Raw genomic sequence first — 25,241 nt, forward strand, 5'->3', positions numbered from 1 at the left:
GCCGCGCGTCCGGCGGGATCTGTGACCTTGCGGAAGTCTGCGACGGCGCAGCCGATGCTTGCCCGGCCGATGCGAAGAGCACGGCCGAGTGCCGCGCGTCCGCCGGCATCTGCGACCTGGCGGAAGTCTGCGACGGCGCGGCCGACGCTTGCCCGAGCGACTCCAAAAGCACCGCCGAGTGCCGCAGCGCTGGTGGGGTTTGCGACGTCGCGGAGGATTGTGACGGCATCGTGAATGGCTGTCCTGCGGACGAATTCGCGTCGTCGACACTGACCTGCCGCGAGTCGTCCACGGTCTGCGACCAGGCCGAAACCTGCACGGGTGCAGGTGCGGATTGTCCCGAGGATGGATTCGCATCGTCGGCGACGGTCTGTCGCGCCGCGATCTCGATCTGTGATGCTGAAGAAAACTGTACCGGTGCCAGTGTCGTATGCCCGGCCGACGCGGCGGCCTCGACCGCCACGGTCTGCCGCAATGCGACCGGCGCCTGCGACGCAACGGAGACCTGCGACGGCGCCGGCTCCTGCCCGGTCGACGGTTTTGCTTCGTCGAGCACGCCGTGTGGCAGCAATACCGAAACCGAGTGCAATCACGCCGACACGTGCGACGGCGCCGGCACCTGTCAACTCAATCTCGAGGCGCCGGCAACTCCATGCGGAAGCAGCATGGACGATTCCTGTACCAATCCGGATACGTGCGATGGTTCGGGAAGCTGCCAGGCGAACAACGAGATCAATGGAACCTCGTGTGATGACGGTGCGTCCTGCAATGGAAGCGATACCTGCGCATCCGGCGCATGCACCGTCCATGCGGGCGATCCATGCGCCGGACCGGACGGAGACAGCAATTGCAGCGAAAGCTGCGACGAGGCTACCGATACATGCACGGCGGCCGACCTGAACGGCAGCACCTGCAACAGCGGCGACGGATGCACGACCGGCGAGACCTGCACGGCCGGCGTCTGCGGTGGCGGCGACTCGAGCGGATGCACGGACCTCTGCGGCGACGCGCCCGCGAGCGGCTGCTTCGTCGCAGGCAAGTTCGGATTCAAAGTGAAGGATGCCGGCGACCCGGCCAAGAACCAGGTCAAATGGAAGTGGAAGAAGGGCGCACCGGTCGATCCCGCCAACCTCGGAACACCGGTATCGACGACGCGCTACGCACTGTGCATCTACGACAGGACGGGTAACATTCCGACGACGGTCGGCTCGTACGACCTGCCGGCCAACGCGATGTGGATCCCGAAAACCGGAGCGATCAGCTACAAGGACAAGAGTGGAACCCGGGACGGCTTCACCCAGGTCAAGGGCAAGGCGAGCCTCGAGGCGGGCAAGTCCTCGATGCAGGCGAAGCTGGCGACGTCGAATCTGACGCTGCCGCCGGCGCTCAACGGGACAAACTACTTCGACGTGGACCCGACGCTCACCGTGCAACTCGTCAACAGCCTGGGTGCGTGCTGGACCACGGACTTCACGGAGCCGGTCAAGAAGAACACCGCGGTGCAGTTCTCGGCAGTCGGCCCATAGCCTGAATCAAACGCCGAGCTGCGCTGCGGCATCGAGCGCTAAGACGAGGCCGGGTACGAACGCGGGTCCGTTCGTACCCGGCACTTCGGTGTGGACGGATCGGACGGCATCGATGCCAACTCCGGCCGGCATGACGAACACAGACCGGTTCTCGCTCAGCGTCTACGGCTAGTCGGCGTTCATGACGGTGGCGCCCGGCAAGATGCGCGGCGACAACGTTAGGGTGACCGGCGGCGTCGCGCCATAACTGGCGTCAGGGTTCTGTAGTCGTTGCCGCGAGCTCGCGGAATCGTGATACGGGAAGATGCAGCACGGCCGAACGCGCGAGCGCGCGTTCGGCCGTTGCTGTTTGCAGGTGATTGAAGGCTTGGCTCAGTGGAAGTAGGCCCGATACCTCTTCGACTGGTTCTTCTTCGGGATGCCGAACTCGGTTGTCCAGCACGCACCGTCGGTGCTGAGGAACTGCGCGATGACGCTCGGATCCGAGTCGAACATCGTGCTGCCCACCGGATCGGGCAGCGCCAGGTAGCTGCCCTGGGCTTTCAGCCGGATCTTCGATCGATTCGGCTTCGACGATGACTGCACGGTGACCCGGCGCATGCCGTCGAAATAGCCCTGGCGGTCCACGTAGCGAAGCTTTCCGGTGCCGCCGCCCGGCTTCCAGAACGTATTCATCGGCGGAATGTTCAGCGACGTCGCGAGCCGCGGATCACCGCCGAGCTGGTCGAAGATGCAGAGCGAGTATCCGGTCGTCGTGCCGGGATTTCCGAAATCCGCGAGCGTGAACGGATCGCCCATCCGCCAGGTCCAGCGGATCGCATCCTTGCGAGTGATGAACCAGTCGTTGACGACCAGAAGGCCGGCCCCGCTCTGATAGCACGTTCCGGGATCGCGAACGTCGGGCGCGTTGACGCAGCCGGTCTCGGTGTCGCAACTGTCGGCGGTGCAGAGGCTGTCGTCGTCGCAGTCGAGCGGTGAGCCCGCGATGCAGTTTCCGCCGAAGCAGTGATCGACGCTGGTGCACGCGTTGCCGTCGCTGCAGACGCTTCCGTTCGAAAGGCCGACGTTCGGCGGACAGGTGGGCGCCGACCCGGAGCACACCTCCGGCGCGTCGCACGCGGCCGCCACCGGGCGGCACACGGTGGCCGATCCTGCGAAACCGTTGACGGGGCAGGCTGCGCTCGCACCGGTACAGTGCTCCGCGACGTCACAGATCTGCGTCGCGTCCCTGCATTCGAGAGTCGACGGCTGGAACGAATCGGACGGGCACGCGGCGCTACTGCCGGTGCAGGTTTCTTCCGCGTCGCAGACGTCGGCCGATTCCCGGCACGCCACGTCCGATGCCTTGAAGTCGTCGTTCGGGCACGCCGGGCTGGTACCGTCGCATGCTTCCGGCGTGTCGCAGATGTCTGCGGACGGACGACACTCGGTCGCAATCGCGACGACATCGTCGGCCGGACAGTCGACCGACGCTCCGGTGCAGTTCTCGACGACGTCGCAGCTTCCGGCGGACGATCGGCAGACGGTCGTCGACGGCTGAAAGCCGATGGCCGGGCAGTCCGCGCTCGTGCCGGTGCACAGTCCGTCGGCTTCGCACACGCCCGACGAGCCGCGGCACAGGACCGTCGATGCCTGGTAGGAATCCTCGGGACACAGCGAAGAAGTCCCGGTGCAGGTCTCTTCGATATCGCAGTTGCCGGCCGACGGCCGGCACGTGGTGGCCGACGACTCGTAGTCGTCGCCCGGACAGTCGGCGGTCAGTCCGTCGCAGCTCTCTGCGATGTCGCAGTTGCTCACCGAGCCGCGGCACTCGGCCGTCGAGAACGAATTGGACGGGCACGTCGGACTGGTTCCGTCGCATTCTTCGGCGGTGTCACAGACGCCTGCCGACGGGCGACACTCGGTCGCGATCGCCAGTACATCGTCGGCCGGACAGTCGACCGATGCTCCGGTGCAGCTCTCGACCACATCGCAGCTTCCGGCCGAGGGTCGACAGACGGTCGTCGACGGCTGGAAGCCGGTGGCCGGACAATCCGCGCTCGTGCCGGTGCACTGCGCGTCGGCTTCGCAAACGCCCGCCGAACCGCGGCAAACGACCGTCGACGCCTGGTAGGAATCCTCGGGACACTCCGACGATGTTCCGGTGCAGACTTCGTCGATGTCGCAGTTGCCCGCCGACGTCCGGCACGTGGTCGCCGACGACGCGTAGTCGTCGCCCGGACAGTCGGCCGTCACTCCGTCGCAGCTCTCGGCAACGTCGCAGATGCTCACCGAGCTGCGGCACTCCGCCGTCGAGAACGAATCGGACGGGCAGCCGGCGGAGCTCCCCGTGCAGCTCTCGGCGAGATCGCAGTCGCCGGCCGCGGGCCGGCACGGCGTCGTCGAAGCTTCGAACGAATTCTCCGGACAGACTCCCGTCGCGCCGTCGCAGAATTCGGCCGTATCGCAGACGTCCGTCGAAGCGCGGCACGCGGTGCTGGAAGGCTCGACGGAATCGGCGGGGCAGCTCGCTGTCGAGCCGGTGCAGTTCTCGACCACGTCGCACGAGCCCGTCGATGCGCGGCATTCGGTCGACGACGGAACGAACGCGTTCTCCGGGCAGTCGGCCGTCGATCCGTCGCACGTCTCGGCTACGTCGCATTCGCCTTCGGAATCCCTGCACGTCGAAGTCAGGAACGAATCGGAAGGACATTCCGGCGTGGACCCGGTGCAGCTTTCTGCGGTGTCACAGACTCCGGCGACCGGCCGGCACACCGTCGTCGAAGGCTCGAGAACCTCCGCCGGGCAGGCCTCGCCCGGATTGCCGGAGCAGACTTCGACCGGATCGCAGGCGCCCGTGCTGGTGCGGCACGGCGTTTCAGCAGGCGAGAACACGTCGGATGGGCAGGTCGCGCTGGTGCCGCTGCAGGTTTCGTCGGGGTCACAAAGGTCGCCCGAGCCCTCGCGGCAGATGGTGCCGGTCTCGTCGAACAGGCAGGTCGACGGATTGCAGCAGTCGCCGAACGGCGTTTCACAGTCCTCGCCGGCGTCGAGGTTGCCGTCGCCGCATTCTCCCACGCCGGTTCCTTCGGCGGCACCGATGTCGCACGTCACGTCCACGGGGCGCGTCACGCCGCGCTGGTCGAGCAGCGTGCAGCGCCTGAGCGAACCGGTGATCCCGCCATCGAAAGGAAGCGCCGGGTTGCCGGCGTCGAGCACGGGGCTGCCGACCGCAGGCAGCATCGTCGTGGTGTTGCCGCCGTTGTTGGCCGGCGCCGTCAGCATCGGATCGAGCGGCGTGGCCGCCGTGCCGACCTGGTTGCCGTTGACGCCGTTGGCGAACGTCAGACAGTTGCCGGACGCCACCGTGCCGCCGACGCCGATGAAGTTGTAGCCGTTGCTGATCACGTCCGAGGTCTGGCCCGTCGAGCAATCCGGATGAATGTTGGATGTGGAGAGATCGAAATTGCCGGCGATGATGCTGTTGGAGACGATGATGTCGCCGTTCTGGCGGCGAATGCCGCCGCCGTCGCCGTTGTTGTTCGCGTCCGAGTCGGCGGTGTTGCCGGTGATCGTGACGTTGTTCATCGTGAGCGTGCCGCTGCCGTTCTTGTGGATCGCTCCTCCGCCGGCCGTCGCGGTGTTGCCATAGAATGTGGAGTTGGTGAGCAGGATATCGGAGGCGGATTCGCGAAGTGCGCCGCCCTCGGCGCCGGTCGCGGTGGCGGCGTTGTTCGAGAACGTGCAGCCGGAGATCGTGCTCGAAACCGTTCCTGCGCCGATGCGCAGCGCGCCGCCTTCGGTGTTGGCCCTGTTTCCGTCGAACGTACAGTCCGTGATCGTCAGGACGTCGGCCTGGATGCTCAGCGCACCGCCGTCCGAGCCGCTGCCGTTGGTGAGATTGTCGAGGAAGTCCACGCGCGTGAACGTGCCGGAATCGACGTTCTGGCCGAGTCGGAAGCCGCCGCCGGAGCCGCGCGCAAAGTTGTCCTCGACGGTGCAGTCCGTGATCGCGAACGAGTTGCTGCCGCTTGCGAGAATACTGCCGGCGCCACCCGACGAACCGCCGCCGAACGCCTGATTTCCGCGAAAGACCGAATTGGTGATGGTGACGGTGAACGCGCCGGCCGTCACGTGCAGGCCTCCGCCATCGCCGGTGGTGCGGTTGTCCTCGAACACGCAGTCGTGGATGCCGAGCGCTTCGCCGTTCGCCGGGTTGAATATCAGGCCGGCGCCGTTCGAGATTCCGCCGCCGTTGCGAATGGTCAGGTTTCCGAGCGTGAGGCTGCCGGCCGAGACGTTGAACAGACGGTACGTCGCCGTGCTGACCGCCGCGTTTGCGCGGATGGTCGTCGTCGCGGCACTTGCCCCGTTCAGCGTCAGATCGTTGTCCGGCAGCGTGATGTCCGCGACCGCGATCTCGGTGCCGACCGTGGAGAGGTCATAGGTTCCGGCGGGAATCACGATCGTGTCGTTGCCGAGCACGCCCGACGGCACGCACGCGTCGACCTGCACATCGCCGTTGGCCGTGGCGACGGCTTCGCGCAGTGAGCAATCGCCGTCGCTGTTGATCTCGTCGCCGGTGGTGTTGACGGTCAGCGTCGCTGCGCCGGAATCGCCGGCTGCCAGAGCAGCCGCCAGCAGCCAGGCGCACAGCGCCCGGTACGTCATCCCCTTGCCGTCGGACATTCGTCGAAATGCGGACATACCGGACTCCTTGCTCGGCGTTTCACTCACGGCGCGCTGGCCTTGAATTGCGTGGTCGTGTTCTTCTTGACGCCGTCGGGCGCGAATTCGCTGGTCCAGCAGGCACCGGCCGAGTTCACGAGCTCGACGACGAGAGAGTTGGCGTGGAGGAAATGTTCTGCGTCGACGGGCGCCGGAAGGTCGAGAGGGATGCCCGCGGCCTTGAGCTTTGCGGAAGACTTTCCGTCGGTATCGCCGGCCTTGACCTGCGCCTGCGACACCCCGTCCGACGCCGCCGACTTGTCGACGTATTTCACGGACGTGGGCTTCGTGGTCCACGGCGGCGTCCCCGGTGGGATCTGCATCGACGCGACGAGAGACGGCGCGCCGCCGTCGGCGTCGTACACGCACAGTGCGTACGTCGTCGTCGAGCCCGGCGTCCCGAGCTCGGTGGCGGGATACGACTGGCCCTTCTGCCAGCCCCACTTCAAGCCGTCCTTGGTATCGTCGGCGTTATCCTTCATCGAGAATTTCGCTTTCGCGGCAACGAAACAGCCGGTAACGATCGGCACCGCGTCGTTCACGCAGCCGTCGACGGCGTCGCAACTGTCGGTGGTGCACAGATTGTCGTCGTCGCAATCGTCCGCGGCGCCGCCGCCGCAGGTGCCCGCCGTACACGTCTCTCCGACCGTACAGATGTCGGCGTCGTTGCAGGCGCTGCCATTCGGATCGTTGCCGGTGCACGCGTCCGCGGTCTCGTCGCAGGTTTCGGAGCAGTCGGCATCGCCGTCGACGCCCGGACATGGATCGCCCGCATGGCTGGTGCAGGTACCGGAAGCGCACGTGTCCGAACCGTTGCAGAAGGCATCGTCGTCGCACGGCGTGCCGTTGTTCTCGTTGTGCGTCAGGCAGGTGCCCGAGCTGTTGCAGCTATCCGGATTGTCGCAGCTGGTGTCGGCCGGATCGCCGCACGGCGTGGCGTTCGGCTTGAAGCTGTTGGCCGGGCAGGATGCGGCGCTGCCGGTGCAGTTTTCGGTAACGTCGCAGTCTCCGGCCGACGGACGGCACACGGTCGAGCTCGAAGCGAGCACGTTCGCGGGGCAGCTCGCGTTCGAGCCGGTGCAGTGCTCCGGCGACGGATCGCAGATGCCCGCCGACGGGCGGCACACGGTAGTACTCGACGAGAGAACGTTGGCCGGACACGTCGCGGTCGTGCCCGTGCATCGTTCCGGCCCCGGATCGCAGACACCGGCGGTCGCGCGGCACACGGTCGCACTCGACGAGAGAACGTTCGCCGGGCACGTTGCAGTCGACCCGGTGCAGTTTTCCGGAGACGGATCGCAGATGCCGGCGGACGCGCGGCAGAGCGTCGCGCTCGACGACACTACGTCGCTCGGACAGTCGGCAGTCGAGCCGGTGCAGTTTTCCGGCGACGGGTCGCAGATACCGGCGGATGCGCGGCACAGGGTGGCACTGGAGGAAAGCACGTCGCTCGGGCAGTCGGCAGTCGAGCCGGTGCAGCTTTCCGGCGACGGGTCGCAGACGCCGGCCGACTCGCGACACAGCGTGGCGCTCGATGACATCACGTCAGCCGGGCAGTCGGCGGTCGAGCCCGTACAGCTCTCCGGCGACGGATCGCAGACGCCTGCCGACTCGCGGCACAACGTCTCGCTCGACGACAGCACATCGGCCGGACAGTCGGCGGTCGAGCCGGTGCAGCTCTCCGGTGACGGATCGCAGACGCCGGCCGATGCGCGGCACAGCGTATCGCTCGGCGACAGCACGTCGGCCGGGCAGGCGGCGTCCGAGCCGGTGCAGCTCTCGGGTGATGGATCGCAGACGCCCGCCGAGGCGCGGCACAACGTATCGCTCGGCGACAGCACGTCGGCCGGGCATTCGGCGTCCGCGCCGGTGCAGTTCTCGGGTGACGGATCGCAGATGCCAGCGGACGCGCGACACACCGTTGCGCTCGATGCCAGCACGTCGCTCGGGCAGTCGGCGTCTGCACCGGTGCAGTTCTCCGGCGACGGATCGCAGACGCCGGCAGACTCGCGGCAGAGCGTTGTGCTCGACGACAGCACGTCGGCCGGACAGTCGGCGTCTGATCCCGTGCAGCTCTCCGGCGACGGATCGCAGACGCCGGCAGAGGCGCGGCACAACGTATCGCTCGGCGAGAGCACGTCGGCGGGACAGTCGGCGTCCGAGCCTGTGCAGCTCTCCGGCGACGGATCGCAGATGCCGGCGGACGCGCGGCACAACGTGTTGCTCGACGACAGCACGTCGGCCGGACAGTCGGCGTCCGAGCCCGTGCAGTTCTCCGGCGACGGGTCGCAGACGCCGGCGGACGCGCGGCACAACGTGTTGCTCGATGACAGGACGTCAGCCGGACAGTCGGCGTCCGATCCCGTGCAGCTCTCCGGCGACGGATCGCAGACGCCGGCGGACGCGCGGCACAACGTGTTGCTCGATGACAGCACGTCGGCGGGACAGTCGGCGTCCGAGCCGGTGCAGCTCTCCGGCGACGGATCGCAGACGCCGGCGGATGCGCGGCAGAGCGTTGCGCTCGATGCGAGCACGTCGGCCGGGCATTCGGCGTCAGCGCCGGTGCAGTTCTCCGGGGACGGATCGCAGACGCCGGCGGACGCGCGGCACAACGTGTTGCTCGATGACAGCACGTCGGCGGGGCAGTCGGCGTCCGAGCCCGTGCAGTTCTCCGGCGACGGGTCGCAGACGCCGGCGGACGCGCGGCACAACGTGTTGCTCGATGACAGGACGTCAGCCGGACAGTCGGCGTCTGATCCCGTGCAGCTCTCCGGCGACGGATCGCAGACGCCGGCGGACGCGCGGCACGGCGTTGCGCTCGAGGACAGCACGTCGGCCGGACAGTCGGCTTCCGAACCAGTGCAGTTCTCCGGGGACGGATCGCAGATCCCGGCGGACGCGCGGCACAGCGTGTTGCTCGATGACAGGACGTCGGCCGGACAGTCGGCGTCCGAGCCCGTGCAGTTCTCCGGCGACGGGTCGCAGACGCCCGCCGACGCGCGGCACAACGTTGCACTCGACGATAGCGTGTCGGCCGGACACGTCGCGGTCGAACCGGTGCAGTTCTCCGGCGACGGATCGCAGACACCGGCAGAGGCGCGGCAAAGTGTTGCACTCGACGACAGCACATCGGTCGGGCAAGTCGCGGTCGATCCCGTGCAGCTCTCCGGTGACGGATCGCAGACGCCTGCAGACGCGCGGCACAGCGTTGCGGAGGGCGACAGCACGTCGGCCGGGCACGTCGCGGTCGACCCCGTGCAGTTCTCGGGCGACGGGTCGCAGACGCCTGCAGACGCGCGGCACAACGTTGCGCTCGAGGAGACGACGTCGGCCGGGCACGTCGCGGTCGATCCCGTGCAGTTTTCCGGTGACGGATCGCAGACGCCGGCGGACGCGCGGCACAGCGTTGCGCTCGATGCCAGCACGTCGGCCGGGCATGTCGCGGTCGATCCGGTGCAGTTTTCGGCTGACGGGTCGCAGACGCCGGCGGACGCGCGGCACACGGTTGCGGAGGACGACAGTGTGTCGGCAGGGCACGTCGCGGTCGACCCGGTGCAGTTTTCCGGCGACGGGTCGCAGACGCCCGCCGATGCGCGGCACACGGTCGCGCTGGACGACAGCACGTCGGCCGGACACGTTGCCGACGATCCCGTGCACGTCTCCGGCGACGGGTCGCAGACACCGGCAGAAGTGCGGCACGTCGTCGCGGCCGTCTTGAACTTGCACGTCGTCTCGTCGCAGCACCCGCCGAACGGCGTCTCGCACTGCTCGCTGCCGCTGAGCACGCCGTCGCCGCACACGCCTTCGACCGCACCGATGTCACAAACCGTCGTAACCGGGCGCGTCACGCCGCGCTGGTCGGTCGACTCGCAGTGCCTGAGCGAGCCCGAGAGCGCACCGTCGGCCGTTCCCGGGTTGCCGTTGTTCAGCACGGGGCTGCCCGCGAGCGGCAGGATCGTCTGGGTCGCGCCGCCGTTGTCGGCGAGGCCGGCTGCGAGCTGAGGCGAAAGCGGACTTGCGGCCGAGCCGATGCGGTCGCCGTCCTCGCCCCCGGCATCGTTCGCGAAGTTCGTGCAGGCGCCGGCATCCTCGACGCCGACCAGGTTGTAACCCTGCGTGACGACCTTGGTGGTGTCGTCGGTCGAGCAGTCCGGGTGTTTGGTCGACGCCGATGCGTCGGTATTGCCGGCGATGATCGAGTTGGCGACGTTGAGCACGGCGCCTTCACGGCGGATTCCGCCACCGTCGCCGGCCGTGCCGCCGTCGACGTCCGCCGTATTGCCCGTCATCGTGACGTTGTTCAGGTTGACGGTGCCGCCGAGCGCGCCGTTCACCATCAGACCGCCGGCGTCCTCGTCGGCCGTGTTGCTGCTCAGCGTGGCATTCTTCAGGCTGACGCTGCCGCCGGAGGCCACGCTGACCCATGCGCCGCCGCCGTTGCGGTTGGCTGCGTTGCCGGTGATCGTGCTGCTCGTGATGGTTACGGCAGCGGTTCCCGAGATCGAGTTGTAAATGCCGCCGCCATCGACACTCGCGGTGTTTCCACTGATCGTCGTATTGCTGATCGTGAAGGATGCGCCGGTACCTTCGTTGTCGATGCCGCCGCCGTTGCCGCCGCCGGCAGCGTTGCCGGAGATCGTGGTATCGCTGAGGCTGAACGTGTACCCGCCTCCGGCAACGTTGTAGATACCGCCACCGTTCGCAGCGGTCGCCGAGTTGCCGGTGAACGTCGAACCGCTGATCGTGATCGACCCGGTGGTTCCGGTGATGTGGAGTCCGCCGCCTCCGCCGCTGCTGCCGGTGTCGACGTTGTTCAGGAACTTGCAGTTGGTGATCGTCAGCGAATGACCGCCTGCGCTCGCAAAACGCATTCCGCCGCCGCTCTGGCTCGACTTGCCGTTCTCGATCGTCACGCCCGAGATCGAGAAGTCTCCATTCGAAACGAGAAGCACGCGGGTGTTGGTACCGGCGACCGCCGCGTGTCCTTGGATGATCGTCGTCGCTGCGCCCGCGCCGGTGATGGTCAGGTCGCGCAGCGTTCCCGTTCCGGTGGTGTCGTTGGCGTCGAGCTGGGTGTCGAGACTCAGCGTGTAAGTCCCGGCCGGCAGCGAGATCGTGTCCGCGCCGGTGCCCGCCGTGCAGCTGTCGGCGTTGGTGGTGGAGTCGTTGTTGGCTGCGTTGAACGCTTCGCGCAGCGAGCAGTCGCCGTCGGTGTTCACCTCGTCGGCCGTCGTGTTGACAGTGATCGTCGCGGCCTCGGTCGCGCGCGGCGCAAGCGCGGCGGAAACGCACATCAGCGCGGAGAGGAACCAAACGGCGGTCGCGCGTCGGAACGCGGTACCATGATCGATCATGCGAACCCCCTCGATCGGGCCGTCACGCTTTCCCCTGTGTGCGTGTGGCCGGTGGGGACTTATAGGCCCCTGAGGGGTGGGTGTCCAACCTGTGGAAAACCAAGTGATGGAAGCGAAAGCCGCCGACCCCGCACTCGGTTCGAAGACCGCGATGGTTCGTTTTCTTCAGCCTGACGGAATCTTCAGCCGTCGCGCCCCGCACGTGCTCCTCAAAGACGGAAAAGTCGTTCGGCATTTCTCCCGAGGAACGCCTCGCGGGTGTCGGCGTCGAGGCCGAGGCCGTCGATCTCGGCGAGGCACGCCGCGGGAGTGATCATCGGATAGTTGGTCCCGAACATCACTTTGCTGCGGCCGTGCGCCTTCATGTACGCGACGAGCTCGGACGGATACCGCTTCGGCTTGTACGCCGACGTGTCGATGTAGACGTTCGGAAATTTGGTCGCGATCGCGATCATCTCGATGTGCCACGGATATCCGATGTGGCCGCAGACGATCTTGAGCTCCGGAAAGTCGAGCGCAATCCGTTCGATCGTAAGCGGACGTCCGGTCTCCGAGCTTCGAAGCGGACCGGTGAGACCCACCTGCAGGCACACCGGAACGTCGAGCTCGACGCACGCCGCAAGAAGCGGGTAGTAGAGCGCCTGCGTGCACGGCAGCTCCCACAGCCACTGCACGATGCGGAGCGCCTTGAAGCCATGGCGCGTGACGTACTCGCGCAGCACTCTGGTGCTTTCGACCGGAGTGCGAAGATCGACCGACGCGATGCCGGCGAACAGATCGGGATGCCTGGTGACCGCATCGAGCACGTCTTCGTTGCGGATGAGCGCGCCGCCGGGTCCGTGCCATGCCGACAGCAGCGCCTTGTCGATGCCTGCCGACCGCATGAGCTCGACGGTCATCTCGAGCGGAATGTCTTCGTGGAGCGTCTGGCCTGTCCAGCGGCGAAGCGAATCCAGGAACGGCTGCGCGAGGAAAAGCGAAGTCGGATGCTGCGCCCATGCGTCGACGATTCTCATTGCAGGCAGCGCTCAGCGTCCTTTGGCGATCATGCCGGAAACCTCGAACTCGGCTTCCGTCGTCCCGCCCTCGTCGCCCTCGTTGAAATACCATCCGCGCTCGCCGGTGGCGGCGGCGGCCGGAAGCTCGCAACGTGTGACGTGGTCGAGCTGCATGTCGAAGAGCGAAATGCTTGCCATGCGCGGCGGATCGTCGGTCACCGGCGCGGCGGCCCTGACGACACCGTCGCCGACCGTCCAGGTCTGAAGCATTCCCTTCCATAGTCCGCCGTTCATGTCGTAGAGCTCGACGAGCGGGATCAGCAGCGATTCGCGATCGACGTACAGCACGCGCCGGCTGAACGAATTGCCGACGAGCAGCGAAGTACCGACGATCACGTGCACCTCGCGCGGCTCCCAGTCTTCGTCCGGGAAGTAGTCTACGGGAGAGGCCTGGAATTTGACCGGAACGTTGCGGGCGTGCATCGGGGCGAGGATCGTCTTCTCGCCGAGATACTTCCATTCGGTCCACGCCGGGTTCCCCGCGAAGCCCGCGAAGCTGTCGAGGTCGATATCCTGCCCGAAGACTCCCTCGGATCGTTGCGCCGTGCTGAGGCGCCTTACGCGGCGGCTCGACGGGTAGTACACCCACGAATCATCCTGGCGCGCGGGATCGAGGTAGCGTGCGTACGTATAGCCTGCGCCTTTCAGGTCGAACGGTTCCGAGAGCGGCCCGGCGACTTCGCGGTAGCGGACGCCATCGACTGTTTTCCACGTCGGCATCGGCTCGTGAAAGAGCCGGCTCACGTAGAAGAGCCTGCGGAAGTGCTCCGGCTCGTAATGCTTCTCGATGTGGAAGCCTTGTTCGGCGCTCAGACCTCCGGTGTCGCAAACCGACCGGCGCAGGTCGACGTCGTCGGCAACCAGTCGCGACTCGTAGTTGAACATCAGCTTGATGACGAGGTCGGGGTCATCCTTTGTCACCAGCGGGAACGGAATCCCCGCGACATAGTTGGTCATCGACAGCTTGTTCGCGGCGAGCCGGACCTGCGCATGGTAGCGCTGCGTCGCCTGCTCGCGACGCGGCTCGATCGGCATCGGTTTTCGTGCGGCCACGTCGAGAGTCGCACCGCGTTCGACGCTCCACTGGATGGAAGGACCGAGAAGATGTTTCCATTGCTCCAGGTTGCTTCGGGAAATCACCGTGCCGACGGGCGGCACCGCGACCTGCGGCGCCGCTGCTGCCGAAGTTGCGCTGCCCTTTTCAGCAGGCATTCGCATCGGGGCCGGCGCGCTGTCGACCGGCGCCGGCGCCGCTTCGATTGCGGGAGCCGATAGCGCCTTGGCCGCCGATGGCGGCCTGGTCAAGCTGCGCGGCGCTCGGCGTGGTGCGGCAGGTCTTGCGGCGGGCACGGGTTTTTCCGCGCGCGGCGCGGAAGTCGGAACTGCGACCGGTTCTGCTTCAGGAATCGCAGGCGGCGTCTGCACTGCGGCTGGCGCAGCAGAGGAGTCATGCGTGTCGCCTCTGGCTGCGGGCGACGGAAGACCGAGAAGCCGGCGAAGCGTTTCGTAGTCCTGTTCGGTCGAACCCGCCCTGGAAACCGGGATCGCATCGCCGTCGGCGGCATCGTTCTGCGCGAACAGCGCAGAGGCTGTCAGCAGCGACGCCGAAATCGATGCGGCAACGAGCGAGCGGCTGGTGGCTGACCTCACGCCGGGTGGCCTCCTGCGGGATGGACGGATTCGCGATTACCGTCCGGCCCGCACTGTGTCCACCACCACACCTCCGCCGGTTTTCGTGGAGCACGACGATGCGAGCGCGTCAGGTCGTACTGCGCAGCGCGTCACCTTCGCGTGCGGCGGGAAGCCAGGCTGCAAAAGCGCGGCGGAAGACGGCGCGTGCATCGACGTCGACCGGGTCGCCGTGTGCCACGAGAATTCTTTGGAACGGCCATTCGGCGATCCGGCGCAGGAACGGTTCCGACAATCGGCGGTCGCGAAGCAGCAGCATTCGCGCGGTGCGGCTCGGGCCGAATGCCGGTGGAACGCCCGAGAGCAGCCACAGCAGCTTCTCGCCGACTCCGGAAAACCGCACCATGTGAAACGCAAGATCGGTAAGCACCAGCGTCGCGCTTTTGCGATGGAACAGCGCGACTTCCGAAACCTCGCTGGTCGGTTGCAGGATCGCGAGCTCGACGGCGCCCGACCATTCGCGCGGTGCGGATTCGGTAATCTCGCTGCCGGCCGGAAGGCCGGGCACGCGCGAAAAGAGTCCCGGTGCAGCCCAGAACGATGCGTCCGGATAGTGGCTCATGAAGCGGCCGGCATTCAGGTGATGGAAACTGTTCGGAACCAGCACGTGCCGAACCGGACCGATTGCATCGAGTGCTTCGAGTCCTCCGGCCTCTACCGGCGGCGGTGAAATGACGAGAAGCCCTCCATCATCGAGAACGACGATCGTCGTCCTGGTCGGAAGGATCGGACCGCCCGGCATGCGAAGACGGCGATCGATCGTCCACAGATTCGTCGCGAGCTGCGTGGGAGGCGGTGCGAAGCCGGCGAGCAGCGCCGGCCGCACCAGCCGGATCATACGATCGAAGATGGAGCGCCTGGTCTTCACGGATCTGCGGTTGTTCTTGCCACGTCGCGCGCGCCGACCATAGCGGCGCGCGAGAGCCTACGGCGCGGCCGTCCCGTCGTAGTACGTACGCGCCTTGTCGTACGCGTCGTTGCCGATCGTGGACCCGAGGATGCGGCCCTGGAAATCGTCGGCGGTGATGTGGATGCCGCCCCAGATCCGCGACTGTCCGGCCTGATCGGCGGCGTCGTAGTAGCTGGCCCACTCGAGCGTAACGGAAGTCGACGGGCCGATCTCGAACGCGAGGAAATCGTCCTGCGGCGCGGTGAATTCGCCGAGGCCGCCCGGGAAGTACGGCGAACCGGTCAGTCGTGTCAGCACTTCGGCCGCCGAGCGGCTGAACGTGCTGTGGCCGGAGATGTAGCCGGCGAACGGCGGCGTAACGAACGTCTTCCTCTGGTACGGCACCCACGTCTTTGCGCGGACCCAGCGTACGCCGCTGTATTCGGTAGCCGGATCAGCGGGATCGCCCGGCCACGCGAGGATCGCGATCTCTCCGACGAATGCGCTCAGCGCTTCGTGACGCTCGCCGGCCATGCTCGACGCGCTCGTGATCACCTCGACCAGCCCAGGCTCGAGCGGCAGACCGTCGGCGTTGAACGACGCACCGAGCGAATCGGACGACTGGCCGAGTCCGCCCATGTAGCGGATCATCGAGACCGGACGCACCGAATCGTACACACGCTTGGTGCCCCATGCGCCGATGGCTGCATCGTGAACCGCACCGTTGAGCGCCAGGTACATCTTGACGTCCCACTCGAGCGCATCGACGACCGGGCCTGTTCCTTCGAATCGCCGTTCGAACAGCGGATGGTCGACGACGTAGTTGGCGATCGTGTTCCAGTGTCCCGGCGGCGTCTCGGATGTCGGACCGTCGGCCCAGAACTCGGCGAGCACGCGACCGAAGTCGCCGCGTTTGACCATCTGCGGAGCGTAAGGATTTCCGGTAACCGGATTGACCGCGTAGCCGCTTCCGCTGTTGCTGCCGAGCGGGTTGTTGCCGAGCGACGCGGGCGAGATGTCGATCGTGGTCGGATCGTCGGGCGTAAGCTCGCTCGACAGCCGGATGACGTCGAGCGCCTGCGCCTTGAAGTCGTCGTCGGTGTCCGGATCGTGAAGCCGCGGCGGCGGGCCCGGCAGCACCGACGGCAGATCGACCGCGAACGGGGAAACGTCGCCCCAGTGTGGCCCGACGAAGACCTGGATTTTGCCGGGAATCGGGATGCCGTTCTGGCCGACGATCGAGTCGAGCGCGAGCGGCTGCCAGCGGTTCGGGTCCGCCATCGTCGTGCCGGCCAGCTTTACGATCATCGGCTCGTTGACCGGCGAATAGGTCGGGTCGGCGTAGTTGATGCTCTCATTGGAGCCGTCGGCGAGGCCGTAGGCGAGAACGGCGGCGGCGATGCGGTTACCGAACGCTGCCGGAGCATTTCCGGTTGCGAGCACGTAGCCGGGATCGTATCCGAGCTCGTTCATGCGAAACCGGACCGCCGTCGAAGTGGCGGCCGCGCTCGGCGAGATCGCGTAGCGGCTCGCGATCACGCGATACGCGGCAAAGCTGATGGCCGCGTCGCGCGCTGCCGAGATGTCGGGTGCGGTTTGTTTTTCGGTGACGAGGTAGCCGTCGGATACCGGATCGTACGCCGCCCACGCATCCCACATCGCGACCGACAGATGGAACAGGTTGCGTGCGTGGATCGGCGGGCGAGGGAAGTCGATGCGGATCGCGCCGAGGATCTCTTCGTCCCACTGGCGTGCGACCGAATGCGTGCCCGCCGGCGGAGCGCCGCAGTAGCGCGTCGCCACGCCGTCGGCGTAGCGATGCGGCCGCAGCGTGCGCAGGCCGCCTGCCGCTTCGGTGGCGAGCGCGGCATCGCACTCGACGAGCTCGTCGATGCATTCCGCGAGGGTGGCGACCGGTTCGGACGCGCACTCGCCGGGAAAAACGCTCGCTATATTGGTCGTCGCGCACTGCTCGGCGAGCGTATCTGCTCCGCCGAGAGTCGGCTCGCCGCGATCGCCTTTGGTTGCGGCGAAACATGCGCCGAGCTGCGCTGCGCTCGTGATCGTTCCTTTGGAGAGCCCGCGCTTCGCGCAAGCGTTCAGCAGCTTGAGCCGCGCCACCAGCACCTTGGAGATGCGTTTGGCGACGACCGCCTGGCATCTGCTCGCGTCGGTGCCGGCGCCTGCTGCGGCGATGGCCGCATCGAGGTCCGCGCCGAACACCAACCCGGCGTGCGCGAGCGCCGTGAACGCCGCATTGACCGCCGTCGAATCGGATGCGCCGAAATCGGGCAGGACCGTACACGATTCAATTTCGGCTTCGAGCGTGCGCGCAGTCGCGTCGGCGATGCGTCCGTCGTTGTCGGCGTCGAGGCACTGCTCGGCTGTCTGCCCGGGAGGCAGCGTGCCGGCCTGCGCGGCGTGCATGCAGTCGAACAGGTTGCGGGCAACCGCCCTGGCAACGCCCGCTCCGCTCTTTGCGAGAGCATTGATGCACGAGCGCTGCTCGGCAGTTTGTGCAGCGGCGTTCGCGGGTGCCGGGAGCGCGAGAAGGATCGCGAGCGCAGCGGCGCGTACCGGTGCACCTGTCATCACCCCGTACGCCACGCTGCTGCTAGTTTCCGAAATCCCACCCATCCCCGTCACGATACTTCTTCAGGATGTTCTTCGCGATGAGGATTTTGTGGACCTCGTCTGGCCCGTCGGCGATGCGCAGCGTCCTTGCGGCCTGGTACATCTCCGACAGCGGAAGGTCGCCCGACACGCCGGCGCCGCCCCAGACCTGGATCGCGCGGTCGACGACGCGATGGTACGCAGCCGGCACGAAGATCTTGATCGCCGAGATGTCGGTGCGCGGGTCGCCGCCGTTTTCCATCTTCTCGGCGCAATGCAGCGTCATCAGGCGCGCGGCCTGGATGTCGATGTAGCTGTCGGCGATGAAGCCCTGCACGAACTGCTTCGATTCGAGCTTGCCGCCGTGGACCTCGCGCATCATCGCGCGCTCGACCATGAGGTCGAATGCGCGCCACATCTGGCCGATCGAATTCATGCAGTGGTAGATGCGCCCGGCGCCGAGGCGATCCTGCGCGGCCTGGTGGCCGGAGCCGGCGCGGCCGAGCGCGTTGCCGAGCGGCACGCGGACGTCGTCGTAATAGATCTCGCAGTGATCGCTGTCGCGGCCCCAGACCGTGATGCCGCGCGCGATGCGGACGCCCGGCGTATCCGACGGCACGATGATCTGCGTCATCTTGCCGTTGCGGTCGGCCGGTCCGTTCGGATCTTCGGTGCGGCACATCACGATGAAGAAGTCGGCGCGCTTGCCGTTGCTCGTGAACCACTTGTGGCCGTTGATTACCCAGTCGTCGCCGTCGCGCTTCGCGGTCGTGCGGATCGAGCGCGGATCGGATCCGGGATTTTCCGGCTCGGTCATCGAGAAGCCCGACTCCATGCCGTTTTCGATCATCGGCACGAGCCATTTCTTCTTCTGCTCTTCGGTGCCGTACTTGACGAGGATCGACTGGTTGCCGGAATTCGGCGCGACGACGCCGAACAGCGCCGCTGCGCCGGTCGCGTACGCCAGCACCTCGTTCATGTACGCATGCTCGAGGAAGCCGAGACCGGCGCCGCCGTATTCCTTCGGAAGATGAGGCGCCCACAGGCCGGCCTGTTTCACCTTGTCGCGGACATGGGCGCGCAGGTCGTGCGCTCTGGCGCGCGCGGCGTCATTGGTGTCGCCGCCGCGGCGGCCGACCCAGAGGTCGTTCTCGTGCGGCAGGATCTCGTGGTTGACGATGGTGGCGGTCAGGTCGCGAATCTTGTTGATGCGTTCCGACGCGGTCGGAATCGGGCGAACGTTCATGCGCATGTCGTAGTCTCCTTGCCACTGCCCGACCTTTTCCGTGGAGGAACGGGGTGGCGGGGGAAGCCTTATCAAAACCCGGGACGGGTCCAAGAAAATCGGGGACAGACACTGATTTCCCGAAATCAGTGTCTGTCCCCGATTTCCGCCACCGCTTTTGCGCACCCGTGCAGCGTGGTAGCCGTGCAGGATGCTGTTCCGCCAACTTTTCGATCCGGCATCGTCCACCTACACCTATCTTCTGGCCGATGAGGCGACCCGCGGCGCGATCCTCATCGACACCGTCTTCGAACAGTTCGAGCGCGACCGCGCGCTTCTGAACGAGCTCGGGCTCCGGCTCACGCACACGCTCGAAACCCATGTTCACGCCGATCATGTCACGGCCGCGTGGCGCTTCCGCACGGCGCTGGGATCGAAGATCGTGCTGTCGAAAACGAGCGAGGCGGTCGGCGCGGACATCTATGTGAGCGACGGCGACCTGATCGAAGCCGGCGCCGCTACGCTCATCGTGCGCACCACGCCCGGCCACACCGCCGGCTGCGTCACGTACGTGACCAAGGACTATCGCATGGCGTTCACCGGCGACGCGCTGCTGATCCGCAGCGCCGGGCGCACCGACTTCCAGCACGGCGACGCCGGCCTGCTGTTCCGCTCGATCAAGGAGCGCATCTTCTCTCTGCCGGAAAACTGTCTTCTCTATCCGGCGCACGACTACGCCGGCCGCACCGTGACGACGGTCGGAGAGGAGAAGCGCTGGAATCCGCGCATCGGCGGCGAAGCGAGCGAGAGCGACTTCGTCGGGTACATGTCGAACCTCGGCCTGCCGCATCCGAAACAGATCGACGTTGCGCTTCCGGCCAATCTCAAATGCGGAAAGCCAGCGACCGACGCTACGTCAGGACATCCGGCGTGGGGCCCGGTGGTCCGAACGTTTGCCGGCGTGCACGAAATCGATCCGGTCTGGGTCGCCGAGCGCCGCTCGATGCTGACCATCGTCGACGTGCGTGAGCCGGCCGAGCTCACCGGCGATCTCGGCCGCATCGAGACGAGCATTCACATTCCGCTTGGTGCGCTGCGCGAGCGCGCGGGCGAAGTGCCGCGCGACAAGCCGGTGGTCTGCGTGTGCCGCTCGGGCCGCCGCTCGGCGCAGGCGTGCGCGATTCTGGAGAGCGCGGGCATCAAGGATGTGGCTAATTCGGCGGGCGGAATGATTCGCTGGCGTGCGCTCGGGCTCTAGCACGAAGCTGCCGCCTGGTTGCCGCGGCGCGATCGATGAGGTTCCCCGCTTGTCACGGAAATGCGGGCAGACACGAGCGTCGGAGTTTACTGTGCGACGATCGTCCGGCCCGGGGTGATGTCGAAGTCATTCCGGACGCGACCCGCAGTGATTCGCGTCACGGCGGTATCGATCACGTGTTGCCGGAGGGAGTCAGGAAGATTCGCGCCGTTTGTGACGACCACGTTGCACGCCGCGCGGAAACAGCAGCGCAGCAGATTCGCCTCGCGCCTTGCCTCAATGCCGGGAAGGCGCGTACAGTCGCCGCGTGCGAACCTGCCCATGTCTTCTCGTGCTGGCAATCCTGACCGTTGCGATACCGGCGCGAGCGCTGCTCATCGAAAAGCCAGATGACCTGTGCAGCCCCGGCGCAGATCCGTGCGTCGTCCGGCAGCCCGTCGACGTGAGCTCGTTGCATCCACTCGATTTCGGGCTGCGGGTGGTGCGGATCGAAGGCGAAGGTCGCTTCAACGGCACCGTCGATCTCCGCTGTGGCCGCTTCGAGACCGATGTCGACGGCTACTGGATGGATGTTGCGGCGCCTGTCCTGCCGTACGACGAAGATTCGACCCGGGTCGTCCGGATCGAGGCGCGCCGCGGCTGCTCCGGAAACGCCGGCTGGCCGTGTCTGACCGACTTCGACTGCGAAGAGGTGGAGCTCGGCTCATGCGCGGGAGGCGACGGAGAGATCCGGCTCGCCGGCGACCTCTATGCCATTGCGCCGCTCATCGATCTTCGAGCCCGAGGCAACGTGACTCTTGGCGGCAGGATTCGCGCATCGGGAGCGTATCCGGCCGGCGACGGCGGAGTGGTGCTCGTGGAATCGACGGCCGGCTCGATCGACGTGAACGGCGTCGCCAGCGCGAACGCGGGTCTCCGGGCCGAATCGTTCATTCCTGGTCGCGCGGGAACGATCGCGTTCGTTGCGCACGATGACATCCGCGTTGCCGAGCGCGTGCGCGGAATTGGCGGAGGCGGCGAGATTTCGTTTCATGCCGGCGGCGACATCGACATCAACGCGTCCATCGTCGGGCGTGGCAATCGCCGGCGTAACTATGATGGAGATTCCGTCGAGATGAGCGCTGGCGGTGACATCCGCATTGCGACCGCTCCCGGCCGGAGCTCGCCTCTACTGAACGTGCGAGGGGGAGAGGCGTATATCGACGACTGCCTTTTCACAGGGTCGGGTGGCGACGCCGATCTCGAAGCCGGCGGCGACCTCGTCATCGCAGACGGTGTCCGCATCGTTGCCGACAGTGGCCGCAGCCCGGGTGACGTGATGGACCACCCGACGGGAGGCGACTGGTCGCTGCGCGCCGGACGCGGTCTCCTGTTCGGCGCGACGATGACGGCAAGCGGCCGGGGACCGGACGGCTATGGGCCGCACATCAAGATCGCCGCATCCCATGCCGTGTCGCTCAGCGCAGCATCGTCGCTGATCCTGAGCTCGCGCTATGGCCCTGAGCTCACGATCGAAAGTGAGAGCCTCGGGCCCGTCTCGCTCGACGGCCTGATCGATGTCGGTGGCGGGACCCACGAAGACGGCGAGCTCATCGGGTCCGGAGGCGATCTGGACGTTCGAGGCGGCAACGTCACGGTCGGCGGCACGATCGAAAACGGCGGCGGCTACAGCGGTGGGTCGATCTTCTTTGATGCCTGCCGACTGCACCTGATGTCCGGTGCGCGTATCGACGGAAGTCTCGATGCCCAGACCGATTCCACCGGTGAGAACGAATTCCGGATCCGCGAGACCATGGTGGCCGACGCCGGAAGCGTGATTGCGGGAAAGCCCGACTCGCAGAACACGATTCGATATCGCGACGCAGCCAAACCTCCGGTGCTCAGCGGCAGCATCGATCCGGCGGCGACCCTGGTCGAAGACGTCACGCTCGAAGGCTGCCCGGTCTGCGGCAATGACGAGATCGACGAAGGAGAAACCTGCGACGACGGCAACCTCGCCGCCGGTGACGGCTGCGACGCGGCCTGCCAGAACGAACAGTAGTTGATCGCAATCACTCTTGCGGAGCGGGGTGCGTTCTAGTAGCGGGGACGTGTCGGTTTCCTGGGGGGCAGGAGGCCATTGCCGGAATACGGGGGGATACCATGAAAGCGATCCGGATTGCCGCGATTGCACTGACGATCGCGCTCACGGCGCTGCACGCGTCGGCACAGACCTGCGGGGATGGACTGGTGACGGGCGGCGAAGCCTGCGACGTCGCGGCCACGACGTCCGGGGCCGACGAGTGCGACGGCTGCGGCAAGGACTGCACGCTCAGCGAAGAGTGCGGAGTGGCGAGCTGCGAGGACGGACTCGACAACGACTCCGACGGCCTGACCGACTCCGAAGACCCCGAGTGCACGACGCTCGTGGAGCTTCAGCCGCTGGCAGTAGTCGGCACGAACGCAACGGCAAGAAGCGCATTCATGGGACTGATGTCGCAGGTCGAGTCCTGTGACGCCCTCGGAAACTGCGGCGTCCTCACCGGCCGGACACTCGACACCACCGACCCGTATCCGTTCGGCGATTCCAAGGCGGATGTCTGCGTGACGCAGGTCAAGATGCAGCACGCGGTGGTCGAAGGCGCGCTGACCGTGGTCGGAAGCGCGTTGTTCCTCGGCCCGCAGGGATATTCGGGATTCGGTTCCACCTACGTTGCCGACGACGGAATGCTGCCGCAGATGCGCGACGGCTTTCCTCCCAGGGTCGGACTGCCTCCCGGGCTCTGCCTCGACGGCGTGACGCCGTGCCTGGTGGACGATCATTGTCCTCCACCAGTCGGCTGCGAAAACAGGCTGACGCTCGACGATCCGATGAATACCGCCGTGGATCTTACTGGTACCGGTGTCGGCGCCCCGTACCTCGCCGAGTGCAACACCGCTCTGGCGGTCCTCAACGATCTGGCGGCTGAAGTCGGTTCCATCGTAAGCGGCTCCGGCACGAACATCCGGGTGAAAACGAAGCAGTCTCTCACCGTCGGCCCGCTTTCGCCTGGTCCGAACGTGTTCAACTACGGTGTGGTGCGAGTTGCCAAGCTCGGAAAAATCACGATCGATGGACCGGCCGATTCGTCGTTCGTCGCAGTAGTGTCGCGCGGAATGAAGATCGGCCGCGACGCCGACATCGAGCTGACCGGCGGAATCGAGCCGCGCAACGTGCTGTTCGCGATGGTCGGCAATCAAGGCGGCATCACGGTCGCGCGCGAAGCCAGCACGGCGGGCACGCTGCTCGCGCCGGCGCGGCCGCGCATCAAGCTGGGATGGGAGTCCGAGGTCGAAGGCGCACTGTTCGGTCGTTACGTTCAAATGAAGGAACGAAGCCGCGTGCTCCACACTCCGTTCACGGGGCTTCTGCCGACGAATCTCGAGATCGACGCGTCGGACTCGCCGGATCCGGTGACGGCGGGAAACCAGCTCACATACTCGCTTACTGTGCGCAACAACGGCATCGCGTGGGCGCCGGCGGTGACGGTGACCGATACGCTCGACGGCGGCGTCAAGTTCGTCAGCGTCAGCTCGAGCCAGGGATCCTGCGTGCACGACGGCAGTGCCACCGGCGGCGACGTCACCTGCTTTCTCGGCGCGCTCCCCGACAGCGACGCTGCGCCGGCCAACGAAGCGACGATCAACATCACTGTCCAGGTCAACTGCGACACGCGCACCAGCGTAGGCAACACGGCCACCGTTGCGGCCCAGACGGCCGAGCTCGATCCGGCGGACAATACGGTGATCGAGACGACGACCGTCACCGAAGATGCGACGCTCGTCGTGCTGGAAAGCGACAGCGTCGATCCAGTCGAAGAGGGCACGGCACTCGCGTACACGATCACCGTACAGAACACCGGCGCGGCGAGCTGTGCGCGAAGCGTGAACATCGCCGACACGCTGCCGGCGGCACTCGTCGGAGAAACGGTTTCGATCGCTCCGGGGTCGGTGCCGGGTTGTCCGGCGCATCTGACGTGTACGGCAAGCTGTCCCGGAAACGTCTTCCCGTGCGGCGTGACCGCGCTTCCGGCCGGACAGACCGTGACGATTCAGGTGACCGGCGGAACGGTCGCCGATGGCACGGCGATCCTCGGCAATACGGCGGAGCTCAGCAATCCGGTGACGGCCACGTCCGCCGACGGCAGCGACTCCGAACCGGAGACGACCGACGTCGTTCGCAACCAGGGTGACAGCTGCGCGGGCGGCACCGGCGCGGACTGCACGACGTCGAGCTGTGTCGACGGCTTCTGCTGCGGCGGCGGCTGCTCCGGCACGTGCGAGGCCTGCAACGTCAGCGGCAGCGAAGGAACCTGCACCGGGATTGCGGCCAACACCGATCCCGCGAGCGAATGCGGCGCACTGTGCTCGGTATGCGACGGTAACGGCGGCTCGGGCGGCGGGGCGTGCACGCCGGCGACGAACGGAACCGATCCGAACAACGACTGCGCCGCTGCCAGCCAGGACAGCTGCGATTTCGACGGACAGTGCAACGGCTCCGGAGCGTGTCGCTTCTACGCTGCCGGCACGGCGTGCCTGAGCCAGCTCGATACGCCGTGCAGCAATCCGAACACGTGCGACGGCTCCGGCACCTGCCTCGAAAACCACGAACCGGCGACGACGCTCTGCACCGGTTCGTCGCAAGGCGGCGCCTGTGACGACGATACGTCAGACCACTGCGCCGGCTCTTCGGACTCGTGCATCGACGTATACGAGCCGACGAGCGTCATCTGCCGAAGCGACGCGGGGGAATGCGATATCGCCGAAACGTGCACGGGCGCTTCCGGGTCCTGTCCGGCGGACGCCTTCGAGCCCAACGGAACGCCGTGCTCGGGCGGCGCCTGCGATGGAGCCGGCATCTGCCAGTGACGGCGGTGACCGACTTGCTCGTTTGACACGATGGC

Annotated in this window: 11 protein-coding genes; 4 read left to right on the forward strand and 7 right to left on the reverse strand. The window is 66.6% G+C overall.

From position 1 onward, the window contains the following. A partial coding sequence (locus VN634_10760) for a hypothetical protein (protein ID HXC51355.1) occupies window positions 1-1,526 on the forward strand: 1,526 nt, incomplete at its 5' end. A 372-nt stretch (window positions 1,527-1,898) separates the two neighbouring features. On the opposite strand, the gene VN634_10765 is transcribed toward VN634_10760, so the two are convergent. From VN634_10765 to VN634_10795, 7 genes are all read right to left on the reverse strand, one after another. Next, window positions 1,899-6,212 carry a choice-of-anchor Q domain-containing protein gene (locus VN634_10765; protein HXC51356.1) on the reverse strand — a complete coding sequence of 1,438 codons (4,314 nt, stop codon included), beginning with the start codon at window positions 6,210-6,212 and terminating at the stop codon, window positions 1,899-1,901. Window positions 6,213-6,238: 26 nt separating this feature from the next. Further along, the gene (locus VN634_10770) at window positions 6,239-11,587 is read right to left on the reverse strand and encodes a choice-of-anchor Q domain-containing protein (protein HXC51357.1); all 5,349 of its coding nucleotides are present in this window, start codon (window positions 11,585-11,587) and stop codon (window positions 6,239-6,241) included. Between the two features lie 209 nt (window positions 11,588-11,796). Beyond that, window positions 11,797-12,603, reverse strand: a complete 807-nt coding sequence (locus tag VN634_10775; protein ID HXC51358.1) for an amidohydrolase family protein — start codon at window positions 12,601-12,603, stop codon at window positions 11,797-11,799. A gap of 12 nt (window positions 12,604-12,615) precedes the next feature. Continuing rightward, window positions 12,616-14,295: a DUF1329 domain-containing protein gene (locus VN634_10780; GenBank protein ID HXC51359.1), complete on the reverse strand. Its 1,680-nt coding sequence runs from the start codon at window positions 14,293-14,295 to the stop codon at window positions 12,616-12,618. A 109-nt stretch (window positions 14,296-14,404) separates the two neighbouring features. Then, complete coding sequence (locus tag VN634_10785; protein HXC51360.1) at window positions 14,405-15,202, reverse strand: DUF4336 domain-containing protein; 798 nt, start codon at window positions 15,200-15,202, stop codon at window positions 14,405-14,407. Window positions 15,203-15,259: 57 nt separating this feature from the next. After that, entirely contained in the window at window positions 15,260-17,815 is a 2,556-nt protein-coding gene (locus VN634_10790; protein ID HXC51361.1) for a vanadium-dependent haloperoxidase, read from the reverse strand. A gap of 22 nt (window positions 17,816-17,837) precedes the next feature. Next, window positions 17,838-19,088, reverse strand: a complete 1,251-nt coding sequence (locus VN634_10795) for an acyl-CoA dehydrogenase family protein (protein HXC51362.1) — start codon at window positions 19,086-19,088, stop codon at window positions 17,838-17,840. A gap of 184 nt (window positions 19,089-19,272) precedes the next feature. On the opposite strand from VN634_10795, the gene VN634_10800 reads away from it, so the two are divergent. The 3 genes from VN634_10800 to VN634_10810 all read left to right on the forward strand — a co-directional run bounded on the left by VN634_10800 (window position 19,273) and on the right by VN634_10810 (window position 25,206). Further along, window positions 19,273-20,319 (forward strand): MBL fold metallo-hydrolase, encoded by a 1,047-nt coding sequence (locus tag VN634_10800; GenBank protein HXC51363.1) that lies wholly within the window; start codon window positions 19,273-19,275, stop codon window positions 20,317-20,319. Between the two features lie 307 nt (window positions 20,320-20,626). Then, window positions 20,627-22,360, forward strand: a complete 1,734-nt coding sequence (locus VN634_10805) for a hypothetical protein (GenBank protein ID HXC51364.1) — start codon at window positions 20,627-20,629, stop codon at window positions 22,358-22,360. Between the two features lie 101 nt (window positions 22,361-22,461). Continuing rightward, entirely contained in the window at window positions 22,462-25,206 is a 2,745-nt protein-coding gene (locus tag VN634_10810) for a hypothetical protein (protein ID HXC51365.1), read from the forward strand. Window positions 25,207-25,241: the final 35 nt, after the last annotated feature.

The sequence above is a fragment of the Candidatus Limnocylindrales bacterium genome (assembly GCA_035571835.1).
GTDB lineage: Bacteria > Desulfobacterota > Binatia > UBA1149 > CAITLU01 > DATNBU01.

Coding starts and splice junctions, on each gene's coding strand:
- VN634_10765 (HXC51356.1), bottom strand. CDS start 6,212: ATGTCCGCATTTCGACGAATGTCCGACGGCAAGGGGATGACGTACCGG.
- VN634_10770 (HXC51357.1), bottom strand. CDS start 11,587: ATGATCGATCATGGTACCGCGTTCCGACGCGCGACCGCCGTTTGGTTC.
- VN634_10775 (HXC51358.1), bottom strand. CDS start 12,603: ATGAGAATCGTCGACGCATGGGCGCAGCATCCGACTTCGCTTTTCCTC.
- VN634_10790 (HXC51361.1), bottom strand. CDS start 17,815: ATGACAGGTGCACCGGTACGCGCCGCTGCGCTCGCGATCCTTCTCGCG.
- VN634_10795 (HXC51362.1), bottom strand. CDS start 19,088: ATGCGCATGAACGTTCGCCCGATTCCGACCGCGTCGGAACGCATCAAC.
- VN634_10800 (HXC51363.1), top strand. CDS start 19,273: ATGCTGTTCCGCCAACTTTTCGATCCGGCATCGTCCACCTACACCTAT.
- VN634_10810 (HXC51365.1), top strand. CDS start 22,462: ATGAAAGCGATCCGGATTGCCGCGATTGCACTGACGATCGCGCTCACG.